The 21,589-nt window shown below is 64.4% G+C and carries 20 protein-coding genes; 13 read left to right on the top strand and 7 right to left on the bottom strand.

Annotated features, from left to right (window positions below; all coding sequences use genetic code 11):
• The first annotated feature begins 190 nt into the window (after positions 1-190).
• The 3 genes from CFB46_RS31600 to CFB46_RS31590 all read left to right on the top strand — a co-directional run bounded on the left by CFB46_RS31600 (position 191) and on the right by CFB46_RS31590 (position 2,855).
• Positions 191-1,579, top strand: a complete 1,389-nt coding sequence (locus tag CFB46_RS31600) for a sensor histidine kinase (RefSeq protein ID WP_027786182.1) — start codon at positions 191-193, stop codon at positions 1,577-1,579.
• 322 nt (positions 1,580-1,901) lie between these two features.
• Positions 1,902-2,309 (top strand): BON domain-containing protein, encoded by a 408-nt coding sequence (locus tag CFB46_RS31595; RefSeq protein WP_027786181.1) that lies wholly within the window; start codon positions 1,902-1,904, stop codon positions 2,307-2,309.
• 99 nt (positions 2,310-2,408) lie between these two features.
• Positions 2,409-2,855: a DUF3331 domain-containing protein gene (locus tag CFB46_RS31590; protein ID WP_080681406.1), complete on the top strand. Its 447-nt coding sequence runs from the start codon at positions 2,409-2,411 to the stop codon at positions 2,853-2,855.
• A gap of 49 nt (positions 2,856-2,904) precedes the next feature.
• On the opposite strand, the gene CFB46_RS31585 is transcribed toward CFB46_RS31590, so the two are convergent.
• From CFB46_RS31585 to CFB46_RS31575, 3 genes are all read right to left on the bottom strand, one after another.
• Entirely contained in the window at positions 2,905-3,405 is a 501-nt protein-coding gene (locus CFB46_RS31585; RefSeq protein WP_373558216.1) for a universal stress protein, read from the bottom strand.
• A gap of 94 nt (positions 3,406-3,499) precedes the next feature.
• Complete coding sequence (locus tag CFB46_RS31580) at positions 3,500-4,048, bottom strand: RNA polymerase sigma factor (protein WP_027786179.1); 549 nt, start codon at positions 4,046-4,048, stop codon at positions 3,500-3,502.
• A 731-nt stretch (positions 4,049-4,779) separates the two neighbouring features.
• Complete coding sequence (locus CFB46_RS31575) at positions 4,780-5,016, bottom strand: DUF4148 domain-containing protein (protein ID WP_027786178.1); 237 nt, start codon at positions 5,014-5,016, stop codon at positions 4,780-4,782.
• 702 nt (positions 5,017-5,718) lie between these two features.
• Here CFB46_RS31575 and CFB46_RS31570 point away from each other — a divergent pair.
• The 5 genes from CFB46_RS31570 (at position 5,719) to CFB46_RS31550 (ending at position 12,068) form a co-directional block, all read left to right on the top strand.
• Positions 5,719-8,088, top strand: coding sequence for an ATP-binding protein (locus tag CFB46_RS31570; RefSeq protein WP_373558215.1), 2,370 nt, complete (start codon positions 5,719-5,721; stop codon positions 8,086-8,088).
• A 103-nt stretch (positions 8,089-8,191) separates the two neighbouring features.
• Positions 8,192-8,860 carry a response regulator transcription factor gene (locus CFB46_RS31565; RefSeq protein ID WP_027786177.1) on the top strand — a complete coding sequence of 223 codons (669 nt, stop codon included), beginning with the start codon at positions 8,192-8,194 and terminating at the stop codon, positions 8,858-8,860.
• A 133-nt stretch (positions 8,861-8,993) separates the two neighbouring features.
• Positions 8,994-9,377 (top strand): response regulator transcription factor, encoded by a 384-nt coding sequence (locus tag CFB46_RS31560; protein WP_027786176.1) that lies wholly within the window; start codon positions 8,994-8,996, stop codon positions 9,375-9,377.
• A gap of 136 nt (positions 9,378-9,513) precedes the next feature.
• Positions 9,514-10,581: an ATP-binding protein gene (locus CFB46_RS31555; RefSeq protein WP_051421432.1), complete on the top strand. Its 1,068-nt coding sequence runs from the start codon at positions 9,514-9,516 to the stop codon at positions 10,579-10,581.
• A gap of 167 nt (positions 10,582-10,748) precedes the next feature.
• Positions 10,749-12,068 (top strand): MFS transporter, encoded by a 1,320-nt coding sequence (locus CFB46_RS31550; RefSeq protein WP_027786175.1) that lies wholly within the window; start codon positions 10,749-10,751, stop codon positions 12,066-12,068.
• Here CFB46_RS31550 and CFB46_RS31545 read toward each other — a convergent pair.
• Both CFB46_RS31545 and CFB46_RS31540 read right to left on the bottom strand, forming a co-directional pair.
• The gene (locus tag CFB46_RS31545) at positions 12,065-12,994 is read right to left on the bottom strand and encodes an alpha/beta hydrolase (protein WP_089502442.1); all 930 of its coding nucleotides are present in this window, start codon (positions 12,992-12,994) and stop codon (positions 12,065-12,067) included. The genes CFB46_RS31550 and CFB46_RS31545 overlap by 4 nt on opposite strands.
• A gap of 228 nt (positions 12,995-13,222) precedes the next feature.
• On the bottom strand, positions 13,223-13,516 hold the full coding sequence (locus CFB46_RS31540; protein ID WP_027786173.1) for a DUF4148 domain-containing protein: 294 nt from the start codon (positions 13,514-13,516) through the stop codon (positions 13,223-13,225).
• A gap of 859 nt (positions 13,517-14,375) precedes the next feature.
• Between CFB46_RS31540 and CFB46_RS31535 the strand changes: the two genes are divergently transcribed.
• On the top strand, positions 14,376-15,569 hold the full coding sequence (locus tag CFB46_RS31535; RefSeq protein WP_080681405.1) for an MFS transporter: 1,194 nt from the start codon (positions 14,376-14,378) through the stop codon (positions 15,567-15,569).
• Positions 15,570-15,666: 97 nt separating this feature from the next.
• On the opposite strand, the gene CFB46_RS31530 is transcribed toward CFB46_RS31535, so the two are convergent.
• Together CFB46_RS31530 and CFB46_RS31525 are read right to left on the bottom strand one after the other, a co-directional pair.
• Positions 15,667-16,944 carry a phthiocerol/phthiodiolone dimycocerosyl transferase family protein gene (locus tag CFB46_RS31530; RefSeq protein ID WP_027786171.1) on the bottom strand — a complete coding sequence of 426 codons (1,278 nt, stop codon included), beginning with the start codon at positions 16,942-16,944 and terminating at the stop codon, positions 15,667-15,669.
• A 55-nt stretch (positions 16,945-16,999) separates the two neighbouring features.
• Positions 17,000-17,482: a cupin domain-containing protein gene (locus tag CFB46_RS31525; protein ID WP_027786170.1), complete on the bottom strand. Its 483-nt coding sequence runs from the start codon at positions 17,480-17,482 to the stop codon at positions 17,000-17,002.
• A gap of 206 nt (positions 17,483-17,688) precedes the next feature.
• On the opposite strand from CFB46_RS31525, the gene CFB46_RS36675 reads away from it, so the two are divergent.
• The 4 genes from CFB46_RS36675 to CFB46_RS31505 all read left to right on the top strand — a co-directional run bounded on the left by CFB46_RS36675 (position 17,689) and on the right by CFB46_RS31505 (position 21,363).
• Positions 17,689-18,066, top strand: a complete 378-nt coding sequence (locus CFB46_RS36675) for a DUF4148 domain-containing protein (protein ID WP_227789565.1) — start codon at positions 17,689-17,691, stop codon at positions 18,064-18,066.
• Positions 18,067-18,149: 83 nt separating this feature from the next.
• Positions 18,150-18,566, top strand: coding sequence for an organic hydroperoxide resistance protein (locus CFB46_RS31515; RefSeq protein WP_027786168.1), 417 nt, complete (start codon positions 18,150-18,152; stop codon positions 18,564-18,566).
• A 139-nt stretch (positions 18,567-18,705) separates the two neighbouring features.
• The gene (locus CFB46_RS31510; protein ID WP_027786167.1) at positions 18,706-19,986 is read left to right on the top strand and encodes an epoxide hydrolase family protein; all 1,281 of its coding nucleotides are present in this window, start codon (positions 18,706-18,708) and stop codon (positions 19,984-19,986) included.
• Between the two features lie 90 nt (positions 19,987-20,076).
• On the top strand, positions 20,077-21,363 hold the full coding sequence (locus CFB46_RS31505; protein WP_089502441.1) for an MFS transporter: 1,287 nt from the start codon (positions 20,077-20,079) through the stop codon (positions 21,361-21,363).
• Positions 21,364-21,589 lie beyond the last annotated feature (226 nt).

Genomic DNA, 21,589 nt, shown 5'->3' with positions numbered 1-21,589 from the left:
ATCGCCATAAATTCAAAGACTTACTTTTGATGTTGTCTACCGTCCGGTCACTCGGGCGAGCCAGTCTTTCACCGCTTGCAGTTTTTATTTCCGGAAAGTGCTGCTACCATTCGTTTGTGGAGTACTCACTACATGAAACGCCGATTCCAGGTTGTCTTGGGCCGCTGTCCGGTAAGCAGGAGATAGACGAATGAACAACGAACTCGACGATCCCTGCAGCGCTTTCGCTGCGCGGAGTATCTGGAAATCGCCTTCCGACGCGAGCAATCCTGAAATGATCCCGGTCTTCGGCGGAGGTGCGTCTCAATCGCTGCTCGATCTGGACATGCACGCGTTGCGACATGTTTCCCGTGCGACGGCGAACGAGGTCGCACCGGCGGCGCGCATTGGAAAATTGCTCGAGGCCGCGATGCAGGGCGCGGCGGCGACCTGGGGACTGATTGCGGTCATGCGCGACGGCGGCTGGGAGGGTGCCGCCGAGGCGACGGCATCGGGTGCGCCGAACGTCGACGTGGAACGGCTGCCGATCGATCGGCTTCCGGCCTCCATCCTGGCGGCTGCCGTCCATCTGCGCAATGGACTGGTGCTGCACGACGCCCGTGCCGCCGATCAATGGCGCATGGACGACTATGTGCGCCGTCGCAAGCCGCGCGCCGTGATCTGCGTGCCGATCCGGTGCAACGGCGCATTGACCGGCGCGTTGTATCTGGAACACGGTGACGCGCCAGGCGTCTTCACGCCGGCGAACGCCGCGTTGGTCGAGATCATTGCACTGCATGCCGGGTTCGCGCTGGAGAACATTCGTCTTCGCGACGAGCTGGCCGCGCTGCACGCCCGCCTGGGCAGCACCGAAGCACGGATGCACGACACGCTGTCCCAGATGGATCGCGTCGATCGGCTGAAAGCCTATGGGGAGCTGGCGGCGTCGATCGTGCATGAAGTCGCCCAACCCGTCACGGCAATAGACACATCGGCGCGCGCCGGGCTGAAGTGGCTCGACCGCAGTGCCCCGAATATCGATGCCGCCCGCGAGATGCTCGCCCACATCTGTGCATGCGCCGTGCGTGCGCGAACCATCATCAGCGCGCTGCGCGCGAGGGCGCGGCACGCAGCGCCCGTCTTCACCGTGTTCGATCTCGCCGATGCGCTCCGCGAGGCGGCCGAATTCGTGGAAAGCACGCTGGACGCGATGAAGGTGAGCCTGCGCGTCGAAGGGTTCTCGTCCCCGATGCCGATGCGCGGCGAACGCGTGCAATTGCAGCAGACCGTCATCAGCTTGCTGATGAACGGCGCGGAAGCCATGCTTGGCATTCCAGAGGATGAACGAGTGCTCGTGCTGACATGCGAATCGGCCTCCAACCTCCTGCGCATCCGCGTCGACGATTGCGGCGACGGCCTCGATCCGCAGTTGGCGGAGCGCATCTTCGAACCGCTGTTCACGACCAAGCCGCATGGCATGGGCATGGGCCTTTTCATCTGCAAGTCCATCGTGGATGCGCACCACGGTCAACTGGAGCTGACGCCGCGCTCGGAAGGCGGTACTCGGGCAACGGTGACGTTGCCGCTCTTTTCGATGTGACGCGCACGGGTTCCATCGCGAGCGGGCGATCAACGGGCGTGGCGGGATGGCGTGCGCATTCGGTAACGGATCGGGTGCCTATACGAACGTATGGGGCGACTTATCCCGACGCGTCATCCGGCTAGCTGCAGATTCAATGGATCGGGTCGGCACCGCGACTTATGCTCGTCCCACCGGTACACGAATCGCATTGACGACGGCTCGAGCGGCAGGTCGTCGAGTCGGATCGCGATGTGGCGGATATGTGATGCGTGTGCGTCGTGACGATGCAGACGACCGGAACGTGCGTGCTTCTCGATACCCGAAATCCAAGGAACCCATCATGAAACTCCGACGAATCGTTGCAAGCGGCGGCCTGGCCGTCGTCCTGACTGCCTGCTTGCATCTGCAGGCATTTGCCGATGAACGGCCCGATACGGCGGGCGCTGATGTCGCGGCGACCTCGACCACGGCGACTACGTCGGCCCAGTCCGCCGGCACGACGAAAAAGGCCGTGCGTGCAGCCAATCGCACATTCTCGCGCTCGGTTCAGAAAGTGCTGGCTCACACCAAAGGACTGGAAGGGAAGCCGATCACGGTATTCGGTAACGCTTCGACGGGGCGGGTGACGCTGGCAGGCCAGGTGGAAAGCGAAGACCAGGACCATCTGGCGGTCGAGGCGGCCAGAAAGGCTCGCGGCGTTACGTCGGTGAACAGCCGGATCACGCTGCGACCGCAAGGCGGAGCCTGAGCGCCGGGCGGGCGCACTGCCGGGCCGGATGGCATGGTATCGGTGACCTGCGTGCGCTCGCTTTCACATGACCGATCCGATTGGCTGGGAGAAGTGGCGATGGCGACAGTGCCTGAAGCGGACATCGTGGTTCGCACTTTGATCAATGTCCTCGATCCTTCGCTGGAACAACGCGATGTCTGCTTGCGAGCGCAGCGCGCGCGATACAAGTCGCGACGCTTCGGTGTGCGTCAATGCGACGAACCCGAGGTGCTCGCGCGGACCGAACCGCTTTCCAGCATAGCGGTGACGGAATGCCTTTCGCTATCCATGATCAGCGTGTCATGGAGCGACTCGTGTTCGGGGCGGTATACCGAGCAAATCTGGTGCAGGAGCCGCGCGCGCGTCCCGTCGGTCTGCGTACTGACCGGACGTGCAATACGGCGCGGCGATCCCGTGTTCCGTCCGCGTGCGAGCGATATCTGCCTGCCCTCCAACCGTCAGCGGATGATTCTCGCCGCGACCGTTCAACCATGCGACGGCGGGTCTGCACCCGATACGATCTAGCGGTACGCGCGAATCGGTCATGCATTCGCGGGTGTGGTGCGAGCCGGGCCTAAGGCGACGGGACCGTCACGACGATCAGTGCCGCACCGTGAAGACGTTCGGCCAGATCGAAGTGAACGGGACGCTCGCGCCACCAGCGCGCGAATCCGCTGCGGGCGCAATGCCCGACGACGACCAGGTCCGGACGGGTCGTCACCGCATGTGCCGCGATGGCGTCGGCCGGGCGTCCGAACCGCACGTAGCCGCGCGCGGCGATACCATCGTCCGCCAGTGCGCCGATCGCCCGTTGAAGCTCGTGACGCGCGAATTCCTCGATGCGGTGGTGGGCGAGATCGCCGAGCATTCCGGCCGCCTGCGCATTCGCGGTCACGGGGTCGACAACGGCCACGACGTCGACCTCCGCCGACAATGCGCGCGACAGCGCCGCACACCGCACGAGTGCGGCCTTTGCCTCATCGGTCCCGTCATAGACGAGCAGCATTCTGGAAAGCGATGACATGTGTTTCGCGTGGGTTGTGGGAATGAACGCGTCCGTGGCGAGCACCGGCATGCGTGGCGCGTGCCCGGATACTTCCGCCGCAGCGGACGCGGTTGTCTACACTGAACACGCAAGGCATCCCGTTTATTCCAGCGTCGTTCGAATGTCAGCCGCAGGTTTCGGTGTCGACGCAATTTTCCGTCGGCATGCGCGATTCGCGGGGCTCGTCGAACGCCACGCGGATCGCTTTGCGCGCGCGGGATATTCGGCTCATGATCGTGCCGACGGGTATATCGAGCGTATCGGCTGCTTCCTGATAGCTGAACCCGTCGATGCTGACCAGCAGCAACGCGATGCGTTGGGGTTCCGGTAACCGTGCCACGGCATCGATGATCTGCCGGACGGCCAGGCCGGTTTCGGACGTGGAGCGCGGATCGGCGACCGTTTCCATCAAGGCGTCGTTCCAGTCGAGCAGCAGGCGGTCGCGATGATTGCGTTGGCGCAATTCATTGAGCCATATCGAATGGATGATCGAGAAGACCCAACTCAATGGCGACGTATCGGAGCGCAGTTGATGAGCCCGCTCGAGCGCGCGAACGCAGGCACGCTGAACGAGTTCTTCTGCATCGTACCGATTCCCGGTTATGCGCATGGCGAACGACCGAAGGCGTGGCAGCATGTCGGGAAGCATCATTGAAAGTTCGGTTTGCTTCATGGGCTACTCGAGTCCGGCACGGGATCCCGGCTGCGCATCACGCGACGCGTCGACCTGCGGCACGCGCGGAATGGATCCCTTGGGAAAAGAATGTTCAGATGCGGCGGTTGGACCGACGACGTGGGTCGTTACGATCCGGGCAACCGTGCGATTTCTGTACCGACGTATTGGAACGTCGCAACGTATCGGGCTTATTTCGTCGGACGGGGTGAATGCAACGTCATGTACCTGCGACGCGTCCGGATACATGGAGAGACAATCGAAGGCTCGATATGGACGACGGCTTGCAAGCGCAGCGTCGTGACTCGACAGCGGTTCCCGTCATCGACGGGCACGATTGCGGGACGGCGGAGTTCGCGTGGCGGGATGGATCGCCGACGGCGGCGCAACTGCGCGGCATGCTCGAATATCGACGGGGCGGGTCGCCATCGGGTGACCGGTTGCCTCGATGCAGGGCTGGCGGCCAATGATTCGGGCAGCAGGTTGCACCTGTCGTGCAGGATGCGTGGAATCGGCGCGCGGGCGCGACACGGCGAACGTCTGGATGGAATCCAGGCCAGACGATTCGCCGGGCGGCCGGCCGCGCTGCACTCGAATCACTCGTCCGTCGGGCGGCCGTGCGGATCGAAACAAATGAACATTGGAACGGGACCGTATGCAGGGGCGGTCAGGGCGCTGCGGGCGTGCCGACATTGCACCGCCAGGGCCAGACCTGATAAAGAGGCCGGTGTTCAATGGCCGGAATACAGCTTCCTCAGTGCGTCGAGCTCGCCGCTCTGCCGCGCCCGCTCGAGTTCCTGGCGTACTTCCGTACGCGTCTTCGCCATCGGCGCCATGGCGACCGGTGCCCACTGATTGGTGGCCTGGGCATCGTGATTTCCCGTGATCGAATCCGCGGGGGTTGCCGCATAGACCGAGGCCGTCATCGCGAGCGCGGCGAACGCGAAGGTGATCTTGAATGTATTCATGTCGGAATCCTTAAAATAGATCGATCGGAAATTACGCACGGCATCTGATGAAGTCGGGAGCACGCATGAGCCAGCCGCGTGATGGTTCGTCGCCAGATTCCGTCGTGTGTGTATTGGGCGCCGGGAAGGTATCTCGCATGTGTCCGGGGCGCGGCATTTTGCAATGCCGTGTATCCGTCCATCGGCGGGATACATTCGGATACGAAATCGCCCGTCGTCGCGGGGCGCGAGCCGGCTTCGACGGCCGGCGCGCCACCGGTCGGTCGTGCTGCTCGCGTGTGCTGCCGGCCGTTCGGGAGGAATTGGGCGCCGCGCTCGTTTTTGCGTTTGGCGCGACAGGTGCTGAGCCCGGGAGAGGGAACGTCTCCGTCGGTGAAATCTCGGTCCGCTTTCACGCCGGTTCCGATCTGACAACAACGGCTGTACGTGTCGTCGAAGCGACGAAACGGGGACGACAGTCGATTCGGACGATGCACCGCCGGAAGCGGACCGATTCGAACGGGTGGGCTCGACTGTCGGGGCCGGCGCCGGAGGCGCGTGACCCCGGGTCGTGCCGAACCGGGGCCCGTTGTTGCGTTGGCGAATTCGGGCTGGAATAATCGGGCGGCTCACGTGTTTTCAGTGGTGCCGGCAGAAGGTCGTTGCGATCGGTGGGGGGCGGCAACGACCGAGTGGAGTCGACGTTGGGGAACCGGCCATGGCATGCGCCGCGGCTGCGTGTCCGGCCGAACGGATGCGGCCGGGTATCCCGCTCCGAGCCGGCGCACAGGTACCGACATGTCGCGTACCGCGCCGCCGTGCCAGCGGCGTCCGGGTTCATGCCTGCCACCGTTTCCTTACTGCATCCGCATGATCGAACTTTCGACACGACGCTTGATTGAGCTTTGCCCAGGGCCGCCACGGCTGCAACGTGCGATCGACGACAATGCGCCGTCCGTCCTGATCACCGGACACGGTGCGGCGGCACCGTCGGTCGCCGCGGCGATGCAACGCGAATATGCGTTGCGCGCGGTGCTGCGCGATGGCTGGTCCGCGGTTCCGCAAGCAATCGTGTCGCACGGCGGCGGAGCCGTGCTCGTCCTGGCCGATCCGGGTGGGGAGCCGCTGTCCGTTGCCGGTGCACCGCAGGAAGGGCCGGCCGCGTTCCTGCGGCTCGCGATTGCGCTTGCGACGACGGTGGGCGCAATGCATGCGGCCGGGGTCGTGCATCGCGCACTTGCGCCGCATCGCTTCCTGGTGGATGACGACGGCCGTGCGTTCCTGACGGGCTTCGGCCATGCCGTCTGCCCCGGTGCGATCTACCCGTTGCGCGACGCCGAGCTCGATTGGAACGTCGCGAATTTCGTCTACATGGCGCCCGAACTCGGCGCAGGCATGAACACAAGTGTCGACGCTCGGGCCGACCTCTACTCGCTCGGGTGCATTCTCTACGAGCGACTGGTCGGGGTGCCGCCGTTTGACGCGATCGATGCCGCCGCACTCGTGCATGCGCACGCCATGCATTCGGCGCGGGCGCCTCACGAGCGTGCCGGGCACGTACCCGAGCAGATCTCGCGGATCGTCATGAAGCTGCTCGAAAAAGCCCCGGAGCAACGCTACGGCACCGCCGCGGCGCTCGTCGCCGATCTGCGGCGATGCGAACGGCGCCGTCGCCGCGATGAGACTGCTGCTCAAGCCCGTTTACCCGATGTGCGGGGCGCCGGGCAGCGCTCGGAGGCGCTGGCCGAGGTGCGGCAACGGCAGGCCGCGCATGCCGGGGGTTTCGATGGGGCGGGCATTCTCACCGGGAATCGTTTGCACGAACTGGACGTCCGGGCGGTGCTGCGCATCTCGAATGCGCTGGCGAGCGACATCGTCCCGGCGCGCCTCGTGGAGACGCTGTTGCGCACGACGCTCGAAAGTGCCGGGGCCGAATACGGCGCGCTCGCGGTGCTGCGCGAGGGTGCATGGCATGTGCCGGCGCGCGCGGACGTGGTCGACGGTACGATCGTCGTGACGCAGGCGGCCGAGCCTTTCACGGCGGACGTGCTGCCCGTGTCTCTCGTGCAGGCGGTGGCGCGTACGCAGGAGGGCGCGGTGCTCGACGATGCGTCCGAATCGCCGGCCCACGCACAGGATGCGTACGTTCGGCGCAAGCGCCCCCGGTCGGTGATGTGCGTGCCGCTGATGCGTTATGCGACGCTCGTCGGTGTTCTGTACCTGGAAAACAATCTGGCGGCGCGAATGTTTACCGCGGCCAACGCAGCCCTGGTGGAAGTGATCGCGTCGCAGGCCGCGTTCGCGCTCGAGAATGCACGGCTCTACGAGGAACTGGTCGAGCAGAACCGTCAGCGCGCACATGCCGAGGAACAGCTGCGGGCCGCACTTGCCAGCCTCGAGCGCGCCAGCCGCCTGGAAGCGATGGGCGAGCTCGTCGCGTCGATCGTTCATGAAGTCTCGCAGCCGATTGCCGCCGTCGATACGTCGGCGAGCGCGGCATTGCGTTGGCTGAGCCGGGAGCCGCCGGACGTGGGCGAGGCGCGGGAAATGCTCGTGCATATCAACCGGGGGGCGGCGCGAGCCAAGAGCATCATCCAGGCCTTGCGCGCAAAGGCGTGCAAGGCCGAGCCGCAGTTCGCGACGGTCGATCTCAACGAGGCCGTCCAAGAGGCAGCGGTGCTCGTCGCGCGGCAACTCGACGCGCTCGATGTCGTGTTGGATCTGCGCGTCCAGGACAGCCCCGTCTATGTTCATGGCGACCGGATCCAGCTCCAGCAGGTCGTGATCAATCTGCTCACGAACGGTGCTGAAGCGATGGCGGGGCTCGCGACGGTGCGTTGCCTGTCGCTTGCTTGCGAAGCGGACGGCGTTGACAGCGCACGCGTGACTGTAGAGGATCTCGGCAGCGGTATTGCGCCGGATATTGCAGACCGGCTGCTCGAACCGCTCTTTACGACCAAGGAGAACGGGATGGGCATGGGCCTCGCCATCTCGCATTCCATCGTCGATGCACACGGCGGGACGTTGACGTTGTCGACCCGCGACGGCACCGGTACGCGCGCAATCATCATGCTGCCGCGGGCCGATCCATGACCGGGTCGTCCGCCGGCGCGCGGCGCGGCGGACCGACCGGTTCTTCGAGATGTCTTTGAGCCGCCACGCGGCCATCCCTGCAAATTCACCAGTGAATACTTCGATGCCCGAAACCAGAATGCCTTATTCGGATCCTTCATCTGCGGATCGGAACGGTCGTGTCGTCTACGTCGTCGACGACGACGAGTTCATTCGTGCCGCGCTGATCAGCCTGCTGCGATCGATTGACCTGGACGTTCGCGCATTTGCGTCGACCGAAGCATTTCTCGCGGCGCCGAAGGGCGCCGGACCGTCGTGCCTCGTGCTCGACGTCAGGCTGCGCGGGCAGAGCGGGATTGCATTCCAGAAGTCGCTGGTCGAGAACGGCGGTCCGCAGATGCCGATCATCTTCATCTCGGCGCACGGTGATATCGCGATGACGGTGAAAGCAATGAAAGCCGGTGCGATGGATTTCCTGACGAAGCCGTTTCACGATCAGGAAATGATCGATGCGGTGATCGCGGCGCTCGATCGCGATGCGAAACGACTGGAGGCCGATCACTCGCTGCTCGATCTGCGCGCATGTTGGGAATCGCTGACGCCGCGAGAATGCGAGGTGCTGCAACACGTCGCGGCGGGCTTGATGAACAAGCAGGTCGCGGCGAACATGGGCATTGCCGAGATCACGGCCAAGATCCATCGCGGTCAGGCGATGCGCAAGATGAAGTGTCGCTCGGTCGCGGAACTGGTGCGCAAGATGAGTGCGCTCGGCATCGGGCAGCCCTCATGTTAGCGGCGGCACCGTTATCGAGGGAAAACCTACCCCATACGTAGATATGGTGACGGTGCGGCGGCGTGGCGGTATGCTGGCAACTCGGGCAGCCGTAGTCGGGACGGTCCGGTCAGCTCACTCGCCATAAGCAGGGATGCCTTTTTCACTCTCAGCCACCGATCTCGTATCGATTGTCGACGACGACCCGTTCGTGCGCGCCGCCGCGAGAAGCTTCGTGCGTTCGCTCGGCGGGGAGGCGCACGAGTTTGCGTCCGGCCCGGCGTTCCTGGCTTCGGACGTGGCGTCGCGAACAGGCTGCCTGATCTGCGACATCCAGATGCCGGAGATGGACGGCCTCGAGGTGCTGGCCCGGATCGAAGCCCGCGGCCTGACCATTCCGACCGTGTTCGTCACGGCATTCGCCACTGCCCGCGAGCGCGAGCGCGTGCGGGCCAGCGCCGCGCTGTGTCTGCTCGAGAAGCCGATCGACGCGCAGGAGCTTCAGACGTGGCTCGCCCGCGCGCTCGGCTACGGCTGACCCGCCGCGGTTTGCCGCCGCGCCGACCTAAACCTTCGTAGGGGGTGGATGGCCGCTTGTTTGATGGTGCGAGCCCCCACCTGCGTGTTCTCATCGTTCCTGTACCGTCCGCCGTGGCGGCGACAGGAGAACGAAGATGGCGAACCTTCCTACCTTATCGTGCGGGGCCTTGTCCGAGTTCCGCATTGCGCGTCGCATCCGCAACGTCGCCCGCGTAGGGTTCCCGTATGTGCGCGAGTTCATCGTGTGGCCCGTCCGTCTTGTCGTCGCGGCCGGCGTGCTGCTCGTCGCGGAGCGCATGCATGACGCTCGTGCCATGCTGCCGAACGCGTTGCCTCCCGTGGCCGGCGGCAGTCTGCTGCTTGCAAGTGCGGCCGGTATCCTGTTTGCGCTGGCAGCGGTGCTGTGGCTGCGCACGCGGAGGCTGGACACGAGAATCCGGCAGCTCGCCGCGGCAATCGAGAATCATGGCGTCGAGGCGCTGCCCGATGCACTGGTCGAGCGCGGCGGCCCCTCGATCGCAAGGCTGACGCGCGCGATCAACGACGCGCATCGCCAGCAAGCGGAACGCGTGACGGAATTGCTGCATGTGCTGGCCGCGTACGCGCATGATCTGCGCACGCCATTGACGCGGATGATGCTGCGTAGCGGGATGCTGGACGATGGCGCGTTGCGTGACGCGATGGAGCGCGACCTTGCCGAGATGGGGGAACTGGTCGAAGCGAGCCTTGCCTGCGCACGACTTCAATGCAGCGTGGCGGAGCCGCCGCGGCGCGTCGACGCGGACGAGTTGCTCGGCGCGCTGGTCGGCAACTATCGCGACGCGGGCCTGACCGTCGGCCTCGACGGGCGGGTGGGCCGTCCGCTGGTCACTTGCCCGCACGCGCTGCGTCGCGTGCTCGTCAATCTGATCGACAATGCGCTGCGTTACGGCGGCGACGTCCGCCTGTGTGTCCGGGTCGAGGCAAGACGTGTGATGCTCAGCGTGGTGGATTCGGGGCCCGGCATTTTGCCGGCGGAGCTGGAGGCGGTGTTCGCGCCCTGGTATCGTGCGCCGCAGACAGCGGCGCGCGCGTCGGGATCGGGGTTGGGGCTGGCGATCGCGCGCCGTCTGACGCAGGCGATGCAAGGGGAATTGCAGTTGAACAATCGCAGTACCGGAGGCCTCGAAGCGAGAGTGACGTTGCCGCTCGCCGTCGCATGACGGCATGGGGAGATGATGGCGGCCGAAGAGGCCCGTCTTCATCGATGCGCAACGTCGGCCGCGTCGATAAATCGGCGCGCCATGGAATGACATGAACCGGTCAGGTGTTGTGAACAAGTAGCACGTCATCGGGTTGGCGCGCCGCCACTGAACCAGACCTCTTCCAGATGAATTCCATGGACTCGCCTCGGATTCCGGTTGTACCGCATCGTCCGCTGGCAGGCAGTGATCACCGAACGCTGGTACTCGCCGCGCTAGGCGGGGCACTGGAGTTTTACGATTTCGTGATTTATGTGTTTTTTGCGGCGGTGATCGGTCATCTGTTCTTCCCGCAGTCGATTCCGGACTGGCTGCGCCAGGTGCAGACATTCGGCGTGTTCGCGGCAGGCTATCTCGCGCGGCCGCTCGGAGGCGTGGTCATGGCGCACTTCGGCGATCTCGTCGGCCGCAAGCGCATGTTCACGATGAGCGTGATGCTGATGGCCTTGCCCACGCTGATGATGGGGCTGTTGCCGACCTATGAGTCACTTGGGGTGGCGGCACCCGTCCTGCTCCTGCTGTGCCGGGTGTTGCAAGGCGCCGCGGTGGGCGGCGAGGTGCCCGGGGCCTGGGTATTCGTCTCCGAACATGTGCCGTCGCGTCATGTCGGCTATGCCTGCGGTCTGCTGACGGGCGGTCTTACGTTCGGCATCCTGCTCGGCTCGCTGATCGCATCGGCGATCAACCATCATTATTCGCCCGCTGCAATCAGTGCCTATGCGTGGCGGATGCCTTTTGTCATCGGTGGCCTGTTCGGGATCTTGTCCGCGTTTCTGCGGCGCTGGCTCAATGAAACGCCCGTCTTCATCGAAATGAAGCAGAGCCGTTTGCTGGCCGGCGAAGTGCCGTTGAAAGCCGTGCTGCGCGATCACCGCCGGGCAGTGCTCGTCTCGATGATACTGACGTGGACGCTGACCGCGGCGATTGTCGTCGTGATCCTGATGACGCCGACGCTCGTGGCAAAACGCTTTCATATCGCGCCCGCGCTCGCGCTACAGGCGAATTCGGCGGCCACGCTCTGCCTGACGATCGGATGCGTGATCGCCGGTTCGGTGGCGGGGCGGATCGGCGCCGGTCGCACGATCTTCTTTGGCTGCCTGCTGCTCGGCGCATCGTATTTTCTGATGGTCACGCAACTCTCCACGAATCCGTCGTCGCTGCTGCCGCTCTACGCGGTATCCGGCTTCTTCGTCGGTGCGGTTGCGGCGATTCCGGTTGCGATGGTCAACGCGTTTCCGCCGATCGTGCGTTTTTCGGGCATCTCGTTTTCGTACAACGTCGCGTATGCCGTGTTCGGCGGTCTTACGCCGGTGTTCGTCTCGGTGATGCTGAAATCGAATCCGCAGGCGCCGGAAATTTATGTAGGCGTGCTGTGTATCGTTGGGGCGCTGGCAGGTCTCGCGTTGCGCCCCGTGCGCAAGCCTGTTATCAGCGTGAACGGGCCCTAGGCAGAGGCCGTTGCTGGCGCACCCAGCTTCGCACCGAAGAAATCGCCGAGCTTCGATACGGCGGCATCGACGTACGGCGCCTTGTCGTACAGGGCGACATGGGTGGCGCCTTCAACCCAGAACAGTTCCTTGGGTTCCTGCGCATTGGCGAAGGCGTCCGTCGACATCCACGACGTCACGGCCTCGGTGCCGACGATCATCAGCAACGGACGCGGTGCGATCAGGTCGATGAACCGGAATGCGTCGAAGTGTGCGATGCGATCCACACTGTTCCAGGTGAAGAACCTGGCCGAGCGCGGGTGATGCGCGCGCGGCGAGCAGTAGTACTCCCAGCCTTCGAACAGATGCAGGTTGCCCGTACGTGCCGGCTCTTCAGCCGGGAAAATCGGAAACCCACCCACGCCTTCGCCGTTGACCTCGGCAGTGCGCGCCGCTGCGGCGGCATCGAGCATGCGCTGGAAGATCGCGGGATCCTGCCGACCATCCGCGCCGAAGCGAAACTGCAGATTGATGTCCGCGGCGCTGACCGTCGCCACGGCCTTGATGCGATGGTCGGTGGCGGCGGCGGGAACGACATAGCCGCCAGATGCGCAGATGCCCAGCGCACCGATGCGGCTCGGATCGACGTCGTCGCGTGTCGTGAGGAATGAGACGGCGGCCTTGAAGTCCTCGACGCGGTGGGCGGGATCTTCGAGTCCGCGCGGCTCGCCCCCGCTCTCGCCCTGGTGTGCGGCGTCGAAAGCAAGCGCGATAAACCCTTGCTGGGCCAGACGCCGCGCGTACAAGCCTGCAGCCTGTTCCTTGACGCCGACGCCAGGATGGCCGACGACGATTGCGGGACGCAAAATCCCGGCTTCGGCAGGCTGAAGATAGAGGTGGCCGGCGAGTTTCACCCCGGCGCTGTCGAAGGTGACGAATATTTTCATGGTCGATCCAGTGGCTTGCAAAAAGAGGCGCTTCCTGCATCGGCTCGCAGTAACCGTCAAGTTACGCCGAAGACTCGTGCGAATCACGATCCACATACATTCGTATGTTCATCGCCTAATGCCCGGGCCGACGTGAAGTCCCGCGCTTGCCACTGCGCCGCGTGCAAGCGGCGACAGCGGAAAGGAATCCAGCAGGCGTGCAATAGCCTCGCTGGAGGCGCCGGGCCGTCATGCCGTGCGCGCGTGCGTCGTGTCGCGATGCCGGTCGGGCGAAGTCGCATCGGCGGTATTGTCGCCTTGGGATTTCGACGGGCTGTTCTGGTCCGAGCGTGCGATCTGCAGCGCGGTGGCGATGTCGTCCGGATAGCGCGGTTCGCTGCGAGCCGGGTTGTAGCCGGCCTGTTCGAGTCGCACGAGATCGGCGCGCACGGCGGCGCGCGTGAGGCTGGGCCCGGCATCGGCGAAAGACACGAGGGGAACGACGGCAAGCACCGCGGCAGCAAGGATTCGAGTGGCTTTCATGTGAGCGCTCCTGAAGTCAAGTGATCGGATCGACCGTCGGACATCCGAATCAGCGTCGTATGTCGCATGTCTTCCGCATGTCGGCAGTAGAACTCGCCAACGTATCCGCCATGTTTCCGCTACCCGGGATTCGTGCATGCTGATGTTTCGGGAGCGGCTCTTGATACGGTGCGATACAAAATCGGGGGGTGCCGTATCAGTCTTGCCGCCACTGCTTGGCTCACTGCGTCACCCTCGATATGGTCCGGGGGCCAAACCATCGATGGTCCCGATCATCCCTTCGTACGAGTAGTCTTGCGCATTCGATTTCGATACCGTGTCTTCACTGCGACGCGGCGTGCGCTCGCAGTTCCGTTTCGCGGCGGCGCTCCGGCGCGTTGCCCGGGAAACCCCATACCGCTCGAGGATGAAGGCAAATGTCGATAAGTGAACGGATCCAGGCGTTCCTCGCCATCAGCGAGGTCTTTCTTCGTGGCGCCGGCCGGGACTTCGCCGACGAAGCGCGCATGACGACCGTGCGCACGATGTCGATGTGCCCGGCTACGGAATCGCCGCTTTCTGACGAGCGATGCCAAGCGACGGAGCCGTGTGGTCGCCATCGCGCAGTGGTTGCCGTGCGGGATTGAACATACGAACGTATGCGGTGCATCATCGGAACGGTTCGTTTCCCCGGCGGCAGATTGTGTGGATCATATTGCGACCGGCCGCCGACCTTGTCGCGATGGGCACGAATCGATGGGTATGTGCTCATGCGGGCGGCCAGTCGAACTCGACGCGCGCGGCCGCGCGTAACGCCACGCCGACGCGTCGCTGCGGCGCTGGCAGCTCGAATGGGCCGGATTTTTGAACAAGAGGAGCCATGATGGCCTATCCACGCACGATGTCCCCGCGCGTCGCGTCGTTCGGGCTACTCGGCGCGCTGCTGACTGCATGCGGATACGGCGCGACATTTCTTCTGTCGATGCATTTTCGTTCGGCAGGAGGCAACGACGTCGATACGGGGGCGGCACTGGCCGAAGCCATGGTCGGTACGCTGATCGGCCTGCCGCTGGTCGCGTGGCTTGCGCACGGAATCGGGGCGGCGCGGACGACCGCGCTGGCTGCGCTGGTCGTCGGTGCGGGCGTCGCCGGCTTTGCCGTGATCGGGCGCACCGGCTCGTTGAGCGTCGTGCCGGGATTGCTGGTCGGCGTCGGTTGGGGCGGGTTCTACCTTGCGGCGCCGATGATGCTGGCGGAGCGGACCACCGATACCGAGCGCGAGCGCTGGTTCCTGCGGTTCGGCTCGTTTCAGATGGCCGGAGTCGGGGGCGGGCCGGCAGTCGCCGCGCTCGCGATTCGCAATTGGCACTGGACGACGGGCGCGGTGTTCTGCACCGTCGGCGGATTGTGCGCGATGGCTGCGTTGATGCTGGAATGCTTCGGGCGCCTGTCGCCTGCGCCGCTCCCCGTCGTGCCGCCGGCACGGGAACGGTGGTTGCGCGAGATGCGTGCGATTGCCCGTACGCATGCGATCTACCCGATCGCGATCATCGCGCTCGGCTCCAGCGTCTTCTCGGGGCTGATGACGTTCCAGATGTCGATGGCGCAGGAAACGGGGGTGAAGGCGGGCACGTTCTTCGGCCTCTATTCGGCAACGGTTGTCGTCACGCGCTGGCTGCTCGGTGCGATCGTGATTCAGCTACGTGTCAGCGCGACCACGCAGATCCTCCTCGGCTTCATGATACTGAGCGTCGCCGTGACCTTCGCCGTGCCGCACAACACGATGCTTCATTCGGTCAGCGCCGTGCTGCTCGGGACCGGGTATGGCCTCATCTATCCGATCGTTCAGGCGCAAGCCGTCAACAGTACCGATGCGCGGCACCGGCACGCGGTGCTGACCTGGTTCGTGGCGTCCTATTTCGTCGGCGTGTTCGGATTCCCCGCTGTCGGCGGACTGGTGCTGGTCAGCATGGGCAAGACGACGCTGCTGCTGCTCATCGCCGCGTGTGGCCTGGCCGCGCTGCTGCTGTCGATCGTCGAACACCGGAAGAGAGCCTCGCTCGTGGCCGTCTGAAGGCACGGGAAAAGTCACCCCCCACTCGCCGGACAAACCGTGCGGATCAACGGGTGAAGATCTTTTCACGCGAAAAAATCTTCATTTGGCCTCGTCTTCAGCGTGACGGTGCCGTCACGGCTTCGTCGAGAATCGCCCGGACTTCGCCGAGCAGCCCGGGGATCGCGCCATGGCTCGTGTGCGTGAGCCGCAGTATGCCGTCGATCGTGCACACGCCGATGACCTGGTCGTCGGCGAAGCCCGAAGTCACCAGCGGGCCCCATAGCGCTTTGAGCGACAAGCTGTCGTAAGCGGCGGCAATGGGCTGATTGCCCAGATTCGACAGCAGAACGTCGAAGGCCAGCACGGCCGACAGGAATCCGGCCGCGTGTTGAACGTTCGGCCGCGCGGACATCGCGGCATCGAGCGTTTTTAGTTCCGCCGCGACGCTCGCGCGCGTTTGAAAAGGTGCGAGATCCTGTTTGATCTTGCGGGCGACGGTCCATAGATCGGTACCGCGCGGGTAGTCGTCGACCGTGATGGTCTGCGTGATGTACGCGCCGTTGGCGATGCCGATTTCATCGGCAAGATGGCGCACGTCGATCGGCGTGACGGTGCGCAACGCGCGCTCGGCCCATTCGCTCGACAGACGCCGGCCTGCTTCGTGAACGGCCGCGGCAACGGCGCCGTGCACGGTGGTTTGCTCGACACGCGCGCGGGCGATGAGCCGGCGCGTCGATTCAGCCGAAAGCTCGACGGCGTCGACACGCGGCACGTCCGCGGCGTCCGGGCGAAACGGCTTGGGCGCGGGCGCCGGCAGTGCGTCGGGCAAGACGGCGGTCCGGTTCAGGTCGGCGTCGAGCACGGCCTCCAGCGACGGCACCAGCGGCAACGGCGCCAGCGACTCGCCCGACAGCAATCGCAGCAGATCTTCGATCAGATACGCGCTGCCCATGCCGTCGACTACGGAATGATGCGCGACCAGGATCAGCGCCGAGTCGCCGTCGCCTTGCAGCACGGTCGCGCGCAACAGCGGCGCTGTCGACCAGTCGAAGCGCGTCGCGATTTCGCGGGCCGCTTCCGCGTGCCACGAAGTTCCGCTCTGCTCGATCACGCGCAATGGCACCACGGCATCAGGTGTGCCATGGAAGCCGGAATTCATCTGCGCGTCCGCGGCGATATAGGTCGACAACAGCGGATGCCTCCGCTGGAGCGCGCGAAAAGCCGCATGCCATGCTGTCGGCGGAAAACGGCGATCGATCTCCGCGACCATGGCGAAATGCGTCGGCCGATTCTGATCGAGCAACCAGAACAGGTGTTCCGTACCGCCGAGCCCGCGGACGAATGCCGGCACGGTCGATTGATCGTTGTCGATTTCCTGTTGCTGGTTCTGCATCGTCTCGCTCCTGCGGAAGAGGTGTCTGCATCACAGAACACGCGAGAACGGATCGCTATTCCGCCATTTTCGGATGACCCGATATGTCGGACTGCTTTTTGGCGTCGTCGGGGCTGTAGGTCACGTAGAGCTTGGTATAGCCCGGCGTGTCGAAATGCCCCGTCCATCCCTTGGGAAGCGTGACGGCTTCGCCGGTCTTCACGACCATCACCGAACCGTCCGACGACGTCAGCTTTACGCTGCCCGACAGAAAGTACAGGAACTCGTTGTACGGCAATCCTTGCGGCCCCTTGATTTCTTCACGCGAAGGCCCGGATCGATAGACGCCGGTCTGGTAAGCCGTATCGGTCGACGTGAACGTCACGACGTCGGCGCTCCGGTCGCCACTTTCGTCTTTTTTCACGACATCGGCGCGAGCGAATATCGCACCGGCCAGCTCGGACTTCGACGCCTTGATCGGCTTGATCGTTTCAGCGCGCGCGCCGGCCGAGGCCATGACGCCGATCAACACCAGCGTTCCGATTGCGTATCTGGTCATCGGTGATTTCTCCTTGGGTCTTCCTGTGGCAACGAGGCAAATGAGCGGGCTCGCCATTGCAGCGTCATTTCATTGGAGCGCCATTCTGTCGGAAAAGCGATCTTCATTTTGGAGCGTTAGCGAAAACGGAACGGCAGATTTGTTTCTTAATGTGTACGAGACCGGAATAGATACATGGCATTGCAATAGCCCCGTTATCAAGACACATGCCGGATACGTGGCCTGGATTTAATGCATCTCAACGACTGGATCCGATCGAGGCACTCGGGCAGACATCGCAGGATGAAGCCGCCACCGAGCGCCCGGACGGATTCTCGACCCTTGAATTGCTCCAGGAGAACGACATGCAAGCAAAGACGATCGCTTTGGCTTTTGCGGCTTGTGCCGCAGTTGCAACCGCTGCTTCTGCTTACGCAGGCATCCCCGTCGACACGAGCGCCAATGTCCAGGGCGCACAGCAAGCGCGCCAGTGGGCGTCGGTCGCGCCGAAGACGAAGACGCGTGCCGAAGTGCGCGAGGAACTGGTGCGGGCACAGAAAGACGGCCAGCTCGCGGCGCTCGACAAGCTCTATCGAGGCGGCTGAATCCCGGCTACCGACGCAACGCCGGTTTCAAGCATCGCCATTCACCACCACTGTCACCCACCCAGTTCAATACGACACCGATCATGAGCCAAGAAACGAAAGTCCTGTACACCGGCAAGACCCGCACCACCGGCGGTCGCGATGGCGCGGCCCACAGCTCGGACGGCCGCCTGGACGTCAAGCTGTCCGGTCCCGGTTCGGCCGCGCCCGGCACGAATCCAGAGCAGTTGCTGGCCGCAGGCTGGTCGGCATGCTTCATCGGCGCGATGGGCCTGGCCGCGCAACGGCTGAAGATTGCGCTGCCGCGCGACACGCATGTCGATGCGGAGATCGATCTGGCCATGAACGACGGTGCCTACTTCCTGCAGGCACGACTGAACGTCAGCGTGCCGGGCGTCGACACCGCCGTCGCGCAAGCGCTGGTCGACGCGGCGCACCAGACCTGCCCGTATTCGAAGGCCACGCGCAACAACATCGACGTCGTCGTCACCGTCGTTTGACTCGCCTGCTGCCGGACCCGCGCACGACGCCGTTTGCGTGATCGGCACGCCCGGCGTGGTGCGCGCTTCCGGCAGGCACTCCCGCGTGTCGCGTATCGATCGCGACATGCGGCCTTCTTCTCGCGCCAGGATACCCATCATGTCATCCACACCGTTTTCTCCCCGTCGACGCCACGTGCTTGCCGCTACCGCCGCTACCGCCGCCGTCGGTGCCATGGGGCTGATTCCCGGGTCGGTGTTCGCCGCAACCGGCAACACGGCCATTCGTCCGTTCAAGGCCAGCGTGCCCGAGGCCGCCCTCGTCGATCTGCGGCGCCGCATCGCGGCGACGCGCTGGCCCGGCAAGGAGACCGTCAACGACGAATCGCAAGGCGTGCGGCTCGCGAGAATGCAGGCGCTTCTCCAGTATTGGGGTTCCGACTACGACTGGCGCAAAGGCGAGGCAAAGCTGAACGCGTTGCCGATGTACATGACCGAGATCGACGGCCTCGACATCCAGTTCATTCACGTGCGTTCCCGCCACCAGAACGCGCTACCGTTGATCATGACGCATGGATGGCCGGGTTCGATTTTCGAGCTGATCAAGGTCATCGGCCCGCTGACCGATCCGACCGCGTACGGCGCCAGTGCGAACGACGCGTTCGACATCGTGATTCCGTCGCTGCCCGGCTTCGGCTTCTCCGGGCAGCCGAAAACGACCGGCTGGGGCTCGGATCACATCGCCCGTGCATGGGGCGAACTGATGGCCCGACTCGGCTACACGCGCTTCGTATCGCAAGGCGGCGATTGCGGTTCGGTGATTTCGCACCGCATGGCGATGCAGAAGGTGAAAGGGCTGATCGGCATCCATGTCAACATGCCGGCCACCGTGCCGCCGGACATCGCGACCTTGCTCGCGCTCGGCGAACCCGCGCCGGGCAGGCTGTCGCCGAAGGAAAAGGCCGCATACGATTCGCTCAACGTCTTCTACAAGGACAATTGCGGCTATTCCGCGATGATGGTCACGCGTCCGCAAACCGTGGGTTATGCGTTGGCCGATTCGCCCGCCGGCCAGGCTGCGTGGATGTACGACAAGATCTCGCAATGGACCTATAGCGGCGGCGTGCCGGAACGTTCGCTCACCCGCGACGAAATCCTCGACGATATCTCCCTCTACTGGCTGACGAACAGCGCGACCTCCGCCGCGCAGATCTACTGGGAAGATCATTCCAACAACTTCAACGCGGTGGACATTTCGATGCCGGCTGCCGTGACGATCTTCCCCGGCGAGATCTATCAGGCGCCGCGCAGCTGGACCGAGCGGGCTTACCACAACCTCATCTACTTCAACGAGGTCGACAAGGGCGGTCATTTCGCCGCGTGGGAAGAGCCGCAACTGCTCGCAAGCGAAGTGCGCGCCGCATTCCGCACGCTGCGCTGAGCAAGCAGGTTTCGACGGCGATCGCCTGCCGCGATCGCCGTCGCGTTCCGATGTCGCCGCAACGCGCGCACCGTGAAGCCAGGAACAGTCATGTCTCGATCCACCGATTCCACCGATTCCACCGATTCCACCGATTCCACCGATTCCACCGATTCCACCGATACCCGAAAGGCAGCCGCGGCCATCGCGCTGTTGATACTCTCGATTGCATTGCGCCCGCCCATCGTTTCGATCGGGCCGGTGCTCGAATCGATCCAGCAGAGCTTCGGCCTGAGCTACACGCAGGCGTCCCTGCTGACCGCGATTCCGGACGTCTGCATGGGTGTCTTCGCGCTCGCCGCGCCGGGTGTCGCGCGCAGATTGGGTACGGACAACGCGGTCGTGGCCGCGCTGGCCCTGCTGTGTGTCGCGATGGTCGCCCGCGCGCTGGCCGGCTCCGCCGGCGTACTGCTTCTGTGCACCGTCTTTGCCGGAATCGGCATCGCGATTTCGGGTTCGCTGATCGGCGGCTGGGTGAAGAAGCACTTCGCGCGCGACGCGACGTTCTTCATGGGGATCTACAGCGCGGGACTCAGCGTCGGCGCGACGGTCGCGGCGAGCGCGTCGGGTTACATCGCGCTGAGTTTCGGCGGCTGGCGCGTGGCCGTCGCATTGTGGAGCGTGCTTTGCATCACCGCGATCCTGAGCTGGCGCCGGCTGGCCCGGCGCTTCCAGGAGGCGAAGGCCGCCGAAGCGCAACCTCGGCAGCCTGCGCAAGTGCCGGCGGCGGTCGGTCTTCCGTGGGGCAACATCCGGGCGTGGCGGGTCGCGGCTTACTTCGGCGCGAGCCAGTTCATCGTGTACGCATGCTTTGCATGGCTCGCGTCGTCGAGTGTCGAACTGCATATCGAGACGCTGTCGCCCGGTCTGGTATTGGGCCTCTTCACCTGCGTGTTCGCGCTCAGCAGCTTCGGAATGGGCATGAAGGCCGGCCGCTCCACCGATCGGCGCGGCTGGCTCGGCCTCGCGTCGGCCATCACGGCGGCAGGCATCGGCGGGCTGGCATTTGCGCCGACCGCCTATCCGGCGTCGTGCATCGTCCTGATCGCGATCGGACAAGGCATGTGCTTCACGCTCGCGATGACCTTGCCGCTTGACCATACCCATTCGCCCGCCGAGACCAACGCGTGGAGCGTGTTCATGCTCTTCATCGGCTATCTGGTGGCCGCATTGGGGCCGCTCGCCTTCGGCTATCTCCGCGACCGGACGGACGGTTACTTCGCTTCCTATTTCATGCTGTTTCTGGTTGCCACCGGCATCACGCTGATGGTGCCGCTGCTTCGGCCCGCGTCGGCGCCGCAAAGCGAATCCATTCCCACGGTTTCCGAATCGCCCTGATTTCGCAGGGGTTTCGGCCAAATTCGTTATTGGCGGGCGGCAGCGGTGACAGTCGTCCCGCATCGCGTCGTCGGAATAAAGCCGGCATTCGGGTGTTCCGGTCCGCATGCAGGAATGACGCGGAGCGCCGAGCACGCCGGCTTTTCCTGAACGCGCTCCCCGGCCGCAACGAGCCGGGATCGGGCTGTTCGTTCAACACACGACGGCGATGGAATAACTTCGCCGA

Source organism: Burkholderia sp. HI2761, assembly GCF_002223355.1.
In the GTDB taxonomy this organism is placed as follows: domain Bacteria; phylum Pseudomonadota; class Gammaproteobacteria; order Burkholderiales; family Burkholderiaceae; genus Burkholderia.
Note: the sequence above shows the minus strand (reverse complement) of the source record. Positions and strands in the feature narration are given on the sequence as shown.